General features: G+C 36.6%; 2 protein-coding genes and 2 pseudogenes. 1 reads left to right on the top strand and 3 read right to left on the bottom strand.

Annotated elements, in window-relative coordinates; translation table 11 throughout:
- Positions 1 to 511, bottom strand: a pseudogene (locus tag D8787_RS10905) (IS630 transposase-related protein); the annotation flags it as partial.
- Positions 512 to 616: 105 nt separating this feature from the next.
- On the opposite strand from D8787_RS10905, the pseudogene D8787_RS10900 reads away from it, so the two are divergent.
- Positions 617 to 2,536 (top strand): annotated as a pseudogene (locus tag D8787_RS10900) (phage tail tip lysozyme); the annotation flags it as partial.
- 34 nt (positions 2,537 to 2,570) lie between these two features.
- On the opposite strand, the gene D8787_RS10895 reads toward D8787_RS10900, so the two are convergent.
- Complete coding sequence (locus tag D8787_RS10895; RefSeq protein WP_125423810.1) at positions 2,571 to 3,179, bottom strand: hypothetical protein; 609 nt, start codon at positions 3,177 to 3,179, stop codon at positions 2,571 to 2,573.
- A 1-nt stretch (position 3,180) separates the two neighbouring features.
- Positions 3,181 to 3,345, bottom strand: a complete 165-nt coding sequence (locus D8787_RS11555) for a hypothetical protein (protein WP_000201399.1) — start codon at positions 3,343 to 3,345, stop codon at positions 3,181 to 3,183.
- Between the last annotated feature and the right edge of the window lie 443 nt (positions 3,346 to 3,788).

Raw genomic sequence — 3,788 nt, 5'->3', positions numbered from 1 at the left:
AAAGAAATCCTCTGATATCTTCTTCCAGATACTTTACCTCTTATTAACTGACCTTTTAAAGAGCGACCATATTCTCGATAAAAATAAGTATCGAATCCTGTTTCATCAATATAAACAGGTGCTAGATGCTTTAAACTATTAAAACTTTTAAGAAATAAAGCTACTTTTTCTGCGTCTTGTTCATAGTAGGTGTGGTTCTTTTTTTTCGAGTGTAGCCCATAGCTTTGAGAGCATAGTGGATAGTAGTTGGATGACAGCCAAATTCAGCAGCTATTTCAGTCAAATAAGCGTCTGGATTGTCAGTAAGATAGTTTTTCAGTCTATCTCTATCAACCTTTCTTGGTTTTGTTCCTTTTACTTGATGGTTTAGCTCTCCTGTTTTCTCTTTTAGCTTTAACCAGCCATAAATGGTATTACGTGAAATTTGGAAAATGTGTGATGCTTCTGTTATACTACCTGTTCGCTCACAATAAGCGAGAACTTTTTTACGAAAATCTATTGAATATGCCATAAGAAGATTATACCACATTGTGTACTATTTTTGGTTCATTTTACTATAAAAAAGAAACCCAAATACAGAATTGTATTTGAATTTCTTAACTTAATGACATTGACTTTTTCCTTATTTACATTTGCGACTGGGAATCCTGTAACCTGGATAGTTGGAGGATTAGTCTTTCTTCTCTTACTTATGATGAGCTTCTTTTTAGGATTTTCATCTGCTAGTTTAATTCAACAAGATGAATTTGAATTAACAAAAGCTTATACCCACCTAACTTGGGAAGATGCAGAACATACTCGTACAAATGACAAAGGCATTACCTATTACACAAAAGTTGATGATGTGATGGGGTATATGAACTTTAAATTCCATGACTATGAGTTACACAAACCAGTTCACTTATTTAGTTCAGAAACTTACAAGGATTATCTATCTACTTTGTGGCATGATTTAAACGATGGGGATGATTTGAAATCCATGCAAGACCTTTATGAAACTCCTAAGTATAAACTATCGAAAGACGATCAAGAGGAGATGAAGGAACTAAAAGAAGAGGGTGTGTATGCTTCCATGCAGGAATTAGACAATCCATTTGAGGGACAAAGTAACGAAGATAGTCTAACCATGACTTATCGTTATGGATACTATGATTTAAACGGAAAACCTACCCTTCAGGAGTACATTCTACTAGAAGCGAAGGCTCACCAAACGATTGTCGCACCAATGGATGGAGTTGTATCTCTAGATGGCGACAATGTTATTCTCACTAACGGAAAAGGAGAGAATGAGAGTCGTTTAACCTTGTATTCTATTCATAATGGCCGTGCGATAGAGGGGACGAGAGTTTTAACTGGGGATGCTATTGGTGAGACACCAGACGATACAGGTTTGAAAGTTTCCTATCAAAAGTATAAGAACAAGAAAGAAAAATTGGTGTATGTCAATCCGCAATTTTATTTTCCAAAAGTCATTCAACTTCAGACCACTATCTTACCTGCAATTGGTCAGTTTGGTGGAGATGAGTTTGAACGAGCAAAACATATTTATGAGTTTTTGAAATCTCAAGGGGCAAGTCCCCAAGCCATTGCGGCAATTTTAGGAAATTGGTCGGTAGAGTCTTCTATCAATCCTAAACGAGTTGAGGGAGATTATTTATCTCCTCCAGTTGGCGCTACCGATTCCTCATGGGATGATGAAAGCTGGTTAGCAATTGGAGGTCCATCCATTTATGGAGGTGCGTATCCTAATATTCTTCATAGAGGTCTAGGTTTAGGGCAATGGACGGATACTGCAGATGGTTCAACACGGCATACAGCTTTATTAAATTATGCACACGCTAAAAATAAGAAATGGTATGATTTAGACCTCCAACTTGATTTTATGCTTCAAGGGGATAGTCCTTACTATCAAAGTTGGTTAAAGGATTTCTTTAAAAATACGGGCAGTGCAGCCAATCTCGCCCAACTCTTCCTCACCTATTGGGAGGGAAATTCTGGTGACAAACTACTGGAAAGACAAACTAGAGCAACGGAATGGTATTACCAAATTGAAAAAGGCTTCAGCCAAACAAATGGAGGACAGGCAAAGAGTGATCCGCAATCCCTTGAAGGGGTTCGCGGGGACTTGTATGATCATTCTGTTCCTGGTGGTGGAGATGGTATGGCCTATGCCTATGGACAATGTACATGGGGTGTTGCGGCTCGTATGAATCAATTAGGCTTGAAATTAAAAGGAAGCAATGGAGAGAAGATTCCAATCATTAATACCATGGGAAATGGTCAGGACTGGGTTGCGACAGCTTCAAGTCTTGGTGGAGAAACGGGTTCCACACCAAAAGCAGGTGCTATTGTTTCTTTTGTGGGAGGTACACATGGCACACCAGCCATCTACGGTCATGTGGCTTTTGTCGAGAAAGTATATGATGATGGTTCTTTCCTTGTGTCTGAAACTAACTATGGTGGCAACCCTAACTATACCTTTAGAAAAATCTCTCAAGCAGATAGTGCCATCAGTTTTGCCTATACGACGAAATAAAAGAATCATGTCATCAGTTTAGGTGACATGATTCTTATTTTTTATAGAGTGACATATTTAATGCCATAGGCTGATAAGTTACTTGATGATCGTCTTTAATCAATTGACTGTAAGCAACAAATCCGAACTGTTCATAAAATTGAATGACTTTAGGATGATTGATACTATCTAAAAATACCATCTGAGTTCCTACAATTGCTCGAAATTCTTCAATTTTTTGAATTACAATTTCAAATAACTCTTGTCCTGATAATTTATTTAGCTTTGTGTTTTTGCCGAATTGACCGATAAGTAACACAGGGAGATAATCAATATTTTTGGGACTTTTCCCTTTTAGGACGAGTTTCTTTTTTAAGGATTTCTCTAAATCAGAAATATCAACAACTTTGAGAGATAAACTAAAGAATCCTATGATGTTATTTGTTTCAGATTCTTCAACGATAAAATTACGAGAACGATGTTGTTTTTCAAAATTGGGGGCTTTATCAGATAGATAAGTCAACATCTCTTCATTACCGTTGAAATCAACATTTTCTAAAATGATAGTTTTAAATAGATTCTGAACTTGTTTCTCAGTTTTATCAGGAGCTAGCACTTGAATATTTTCAAGATATTGCTTAAGTGGTGTTACTTGAATTGTCATCTTACAGATACTTTGAAATGAGTTTATTTTTCGTTGGAGCGGTAGCGTCTTGTGATTCAATAGATTTCAAGACTGCTTGTAGCTTTTTAGATGGTTTATGATTAAGAATTTTTAGAGCATCTTCGTTTGTTAGTTTTATATCACGTGTTAAACTGATTGTAGCCATTTGTTCTATCTCCTGTTTCTACTTAAATTCATTATAGCTTATTTTGAACAAAAGTTCAATCTAAAGATAGTGTATGTTTTCTATAGTGTATAAATCCAAAATAAGTTTTTCTCTTGCGTTTGTAGCTCATATTCGTTAGAATAATGGTGTAGATGAGTGGTCGGCTTATGGTCAATCTGATAGTAATCTTGGATATAAGGGCCAAGCGGTGGCGGACACCAGAACAAAATCCGATAGCAATCTTGGACGTAAGGGCCAAGCGGTGGCAGACACCAGAATAAACCGACTGATTAGGTGGCTTACAGGTTTAGTAAGTCATCTTTTTTATTTGAAAAAACAGTAAAAAAGCGCAAAAAATCACTTCCTGTGCTAGCGTGTAATTGAAATTTTTTAGTTTTGGCGTTAGAACTGTTCCCTCAGTCCTAACCCTTTCTCTTCTAATA

Source organism: Streptococcus mitis (assembly GCF_003944325.1).
GTDB classification, from domain to species: Bacteria; Bacillota; Bacilli; order Lactobacillales; family Streptococcaceae; genus Streptococcus; species Streptococcus mitis_CW.
Note: the sequence above shows the minus strand (reverse complement) of the source record. Positions and strands in the feature narration are given on the sequence as shown.